A 6,199-nucleotide genomic window follows, 5' to 3' on the forward strand; every position below is an offset into this window, starting at 1 on the left:
CGTGAATGGCAACATCACGGGTAACGGTAGCCGTGCCGTCCGTTGCTTGCACAGTCACAACGTAATCGCCCGCTGCTGCGTTCGTCCATTGGAATTCGCCTGTCTCTGCATTTAATGTCGCTCCTGCAGGAAGACCTTCAGCGCTCCATACGACAGCGTCAGCATCCGCATCGCTGGCAACCGCCGTAAAGGCAGCCGTTTGGCCTGCATCTAAAACGATCGGCCCTACTGCTTCAATGATAGGAGCGCTATTGGAGAAAAGTAACGTTTTGGCCGCACCTGCCATGTATTCGTCCGTAGCGGCAACTCTGACCGAAACAGATTTATTGCCTGTGAAGACGGGGATATTCGCAGCATCATAGCTCGTATAGGTTACGCCATCAAGCGAATATTCCATTGTGTTGTCCGCACCGACGATCACATTATGCTGGTCATCCGCGGATACACCGATTTCCGGCGTTTGTACCGTATATTCGAAAGCATCCAACATGATGAAGGTCCCGGTCGATGAGGCGTTCTTCGTACCTTTAACTACGACCTTAATGGTATGTTGACCATCAGCCAAGGCGTTATTTTGATAGAGAACCTGCTGTCTGATCGATCCGCTGGAATAGGTATCTACATCAGCTTGAGCAAGCGTGCCATCAATAAAGATATCAGCCTTACCTAAGTTATACTGTTTGCCTCCGATGACTTTAATAGAATTGCCGGTAAACGTGAATTCTGCATAAGCATTCGCTGCTGAACTGTATTTCTCGGTGCCGGCGTAATCGCGGCTATCTCCACTGGATGTCCAGGATCCTACGAAGCTGACGTCAGGTTCGAGGTCATCAACCGTAATTGGCGGAATTATACGGGATTTCAGTGAAACTTGAATGGATAGCGTAGCCGTACTGCTTAGCTTGCTATCCGATGCCGTGATGTGGACCGAATAATTACCTGCCACGGCTTGAGGCCAAATGAACGCGCCCGTTGCCGCATTTAATATCGCTCCGGCCGGGAGATTGTCAGAGCTGAACGATACTTCATCCCCATCCGCATCTGTCGCTTCCACGACCAGCGAAATGGTGTCCTTCGCATTCACGTTAACAGCCGGAATGGCTTGAATAACCGGCTCCTGATTAGTACTTACACGCAGCAAGACTGACGATTGATCAGAACCGCCGCGAGCATCAGTCGCCGAAACCGTGATGGTATAATCCCCCTCTGCAGCCTCCGGCCAATCAAAAGCGCCATGCTCGGTATCGAATGTCGAACCTGTCGGCAGACCGATTACACTGTAAACAACCGCTTCACCGTCTGCATCACTGGTTGTTACAGCAAAGGTTACATGATCTCCTGTTCTTGCCTGAATAGGCGCCAGATCCGTAATAACCGGATTGCGATTGGACCCTAATGTCGCTTCAATCATAACCGTAAGTTGAGATGAATTTCCGTTGCTATCCGTTGCGATGATGGTCACCGAATAGTTCCCTGCCGCAAGCGGTCTCAGACGCAATGCCCCGGTATGTGCATCTAACGTTGCCCCTGAAGGCAAGTCCGGCGAACGGAATGTAAACGCATCGCCATCCAGATCGTTAGCGATGACCGTTACAGCTGCCTCATCGCCGACATTGGCATGAACGGCACTTATCGGATTAAGTATTGGAGCGCCATTCGTAAACGTCAGCGCAGTCTCAAGACCTGCGGGGTTGAACGCATTCGCCGCCGTTCGCACAGCGACTGACTTCGCCCCTTTGAACATCGGTCTTTGATCCGCTTCATAGCTCGCGTATGCTCCTCCATCCACTGCGTATTCCATGGACTCATCAGCGCCGATAATGACATTGTTCACATCATCTGCCGTGACCTGCGGCGCCGCAACGGCAGGCGTATATTCGAATGCATCCGCCAGAATGTAAGCGTTGTTTGCCGCAGCATTCTTCGTTCCTTTTACTACGATCTTCAACGTATGTGTACCGTTGGGTAAACCTGATTTCTGATAGAGCGCCTGTTGTTTGATCGTCGTTGGCGAATAACTGTCGATATCCTCCTCATCCAGCACGCCGTCCAGATAGACATCGAATTTCCCTGTATTCGACTGCTTTGCAGCAATAAATTTCACTTCATTCCCGATAAAGGTTAGTTGTACGTAACTGCCCGGGATATTGTTGTATTTCTCGGTTCCTTTGTAATCTCCGGCATCTGAATTATTACTCCAGCCTGAGCTGTAGACAAGCGCGCTGTCGCGTTCATCAAGCTTAATTGGCGTAACCGCAACCGCTTGATTCGTGACATAGACATATAAAACGGTACTGCTGGCCAACTTGGCATCCTTCGCTTGAATGGTAATCGCATAATTGCCATTCGCCGCGGGCGTCCATGTAAATTGACCGGTTGATGGATTCAGCGCAGCGCCTGCAGGCAAGTCCGGCGAGCTAAACGCAACCGAGTCTCCATCCGCATCCAGTGCGCCTACTACTGTAGTCAGCGCGTCTCCCGCCTTCCCTTTAAGTGCCGGAAGTTTGAGAAATGATGGAGCGCTATTCGTAAAAGTAAGCGTCGTCGATTGGCTGGCTGCATTGACCGAATTCGAGGCGATACGCAATTGTACCGTCATCTCGCCTGGAAATGTCGGCATATTTGCAGGGTCAAACTTGGAATAGTTCACGCCGCCGTCAACGGAATACTCCATCGTATCATCCGCATTGACGATCACATTGTTCACATCATCCGCAGTCACCTCCGGTGCAGGAACTTGCGTTGAGTATTGGAAGGCATCGATCAGAATATAACTATCTAACGCCGACGCATTCTTGGTTCCTTTCACGACGACTTTAATCGTATGCTCACCAACCGACAAACCGGATTTCTCGTACACGACGAATTGTTTTTGAGAGGTAGCAGAGTAGCAATCGATGTCTGCCGCATCCAATACTCCGTCCATGTAAATATCCATTTTGCCTGCGTTGCTCTGTTTGGATGAAATCAGTTTAATCGCATTTCCGTTAAAAGAAAATTGAGCGTAGTTGTTAGCAGTCTTGCTGTATTTCTCCGTTCCCGCATAGGTAGATCCTCCGCCTTCGCCCCAGCTGCCGCTATAAGTTATGGAAGAATCGCGGTCATCCACCGTTACAGACGAAGCCGCATTAATGGGTGCAGGCTGCGGCGTTAAGGAAGAAGCGATATTGTACGTTGCGCCGGCTTCCGTAGCAAAAGTGATTGTATTGCCTTCAGCGGTATAGTTCACAGCCGATCCGTCATTTGCGTTTGTTACCGTCAATTTCTCCGGATGCAGGAAGATATCATTTCGAACCTTCGCGACATTCCCTTCCAAGGAAACAAGAGCTGCATTGGTTAAAACCTTCCCTTTCCATTTCATATCAACCGTAAATGCCCCGCGCGCTACAAGTCCTTTCACTTCACCGGAGTACCAATCATCCGGAATAGCCGGCAGCATGTCGATGCTCCCCGTATGGCTCTGCAATAACATCTCCGCAATGCCCGAGGTTGCGCCGAAGTTGCCGTCAATTTGGAAAGGCGGACAGATATCGAATAGATTGGTGTACGTGCTGCTGGCGAGCTGTCCCTTGAGAATCGTCATCGCATGGTTGCCATCCAAGGCGCGCGCCCACAAGTTAAGCTTATTCGCCCTGCTCCAACCGTTTGATTCGTCACCGCGCTGCGTGAGGGTTACTTTGGCAGCATGAAATAAATCAGGCGTCGTAACCGGATTGATCAGCTTCCCCGGATAGAGGCCGACCAGGTGAGAAATATGGCGGTGCTGATCGGTCGGATCGTCGATGTCCTCTTTCCACTCTTGAAGCTGGCCATACTGCCCAACCTTAGGCATAGATAATTTGCTGCGTTTATCAATAAGTTCGTTGCGGAAATCCGAATCCTCTCCAAGCACTTCGCTTGCCTGGATCACGTCCGTAAACAACTGCCAAATAAGCTCTTGCTCGTAGTTAGTTCCAACTGTAAGCGGTCCATGCTCCGGCGAATACGACGGGGAGGAAACCAATGTCCCGTCCTTGTCCGTAATCAGCGTCTTCGTCCAAAACTCCGCCGCTTCTTTCATAATGGGATAAAGCTTGTCTCGCAAATAATCAGTGTTTCCTGTAAATTGGTATTTCTCCCATAATTGCAGAGATAGGAAGGCACCGCCAACAGAATGCCAGCCCCAAGTCCCGATATCCCAACCGGGAGCGGCATAACCGAAAATATTGCTGATCGTATGCACCGTCCAGCCCGGACCTGTAATGCCATAGTAGGTTTTGGCCATCACATTGCCAGGTTCTCGCAAGGAATCTAAATAATCGACTAAAGGAATCGCCGTTTCTTGCAGATTCGTAATCTCGGAAGGCCAATAGTTCATTTCAAGATTGATATTCGCATGATAATCCGATCCCCATGGAGGCGTCAGCGAATTATTCCATTTCCCTTGCAGGTTCGCGGGAAGCGATCCCGGACGGGACGATGAGAGGAGCAGATATCTGCCATATTGGAAAAATAAAGCTTCAAGAGCACTGTTTCGTTTTGCTTTATAATTGTTGAGCAATACATCTGTAGGAACCGTAGCCGTTTCGTTATTCAGGTTCAAGGACACGCGGCCAAACAACGACTTGTAGTCTCCCATATGGGTTGCGCGCAGCTGCTCATAGGTATGTGCGGAAGCAGCCGCAATATAGTTCGATACCTTCGGATGAGGGTCAGTCCCTTGATAATCAGGGTAGTGGTTCACGTAGTCAGTTGCTGCGGACATCAGGATCGTTACGGAAGTCGCATTGGCCACCGTCAATTTCCCGATTCCCGGAGAAACGATGCCATCCTCATTTTGAACCAACAGCTGCGATTCATAGGCCATATTGTTATCATACAAATGCCCGCTCATCGTTAATCTATTTCCATCTGCCACGATTGTAGGTTTATTCGGCACTTGCGGGCTCGTTATACTCAGCATAAAATTCAACATATTGGGTTTGCTGCTGGTAAGACGCATAACCATCACATGATCGGGGTAGCTCATGAAATATTCACGCTTGTACTCTACTCCGGCTTGTTTATAGGTTACCCTCGCAATCCCGTCCTCGAGATCAAGCTCGCGCCGGTAATCCGTTACCGTTACGGATGGCGGCAGCACGTTATCCAGATAGATATCGCCAAAGCTCTGATAGCCCCCGAACTCAGGATAGTCATCCAAAGTACCGGTCAGATACTGCTCCGCAATAGATCTAGCGCCGGCTTCATCGCCAGCGGCTAATTTAGCTTGGACATCGGCCAGATGGCTTGCTGCGCCGGGTCTGTTGCCATCTTTCCCTTTACCTGCTTTCGAACGGGGACCGCCTGTCCAAAGGGATTCCTCGTTAAACTGAATATGCTCCTGTTCTACGCCGCCATAGATCATGGCTCCCATATAACCGTTGCCAATCGGAAGCGCCTCCGTTTCCCAATTTGCTGCAGGCTTCTGATACCATAATGACAGTTTATGTTCAGGCGCGGCCGCAGCCCCTGTATAGGTGACCGCCGTCGCAGCGGAGGCTGTGCCGACAGTTTGGACGTAGGGCAGATTCGCTACCGAACCCCAAACTAGCATTGCGCTGCAAATCACTGCTATTTTCTTCTTTTTTATGAGCATGGTCAATAACCTCGCTATCTATTAATTGAGTTGTAATAGGCGAACAATTGGATTAGGTGACTGGCAGGTTGTTTTTAAAAACCGCCAATACGTCCTTTCACGTATTGACGGTTTCCACTACTTAGATCACATTCAAAATCCGGTAAATCGTCACAGCCGCTTGAGCTCTGGTAGTCTCGCCTTTAGGGGCAAAGCTGCCATTGCCAAGGCCGTTCATCAAGCCTGCCTCTTGCACCGCAAGCACAGCTTCTTGCGCGTAAGCCGAGATTGCGCCTTGATCCGTGAACGCCGCTCCCGCTTCCGGTTTCTTCAGTTGAAGCGCACGGTAGAGAATGACCGCCATATCTTGGCGCGTGATGCTGTCATTCACGCCGAAGCTTCCGTCTTGCTTACCGGTTACGATGCCCAGCTGTTTCGCCGCTGCAATGGCATCCGAGTACCACTGGCCGCGCTTCACATCGCTGAACCCTCTTTCTGTACCCGCCGCCGTTGCTTGCAGATCCAGTGCCTGGATCAGCATCGTAATGAAGGCCGCACGCGTCACTTGTCCTTGCGGTGCGAAGCGGTTGTCCTCAACGCCTT

At 50.4% G+C, this 6,199-nt stretch carries 2 protein-coding genes; both read right to left on the minus strand.

Translation table 11 applies throughout. The features are described 5' to 3' along the window. Positions 1-5,617 (minus strand): DUF4073 domain-containing protein (locus AC6ESO_RS30395; protein ID WP_497094610.1); only part of this gene is annotated, 5,617 nt, incomplete at its 3' end. 121 nt (positions 5,618-5,738) lie between these two features. Continuing rightward, on the minus strand, positions 5,739-6,199 hold a 461-nt coding region (locus AC6ESO_RS30400; protein WP_497094611.1), incomplete at its 5' end, for an S-layer homology domain-containing protein.

Source organism: Paenibacillus rhizoryzae (assembly GCF_059686995.1).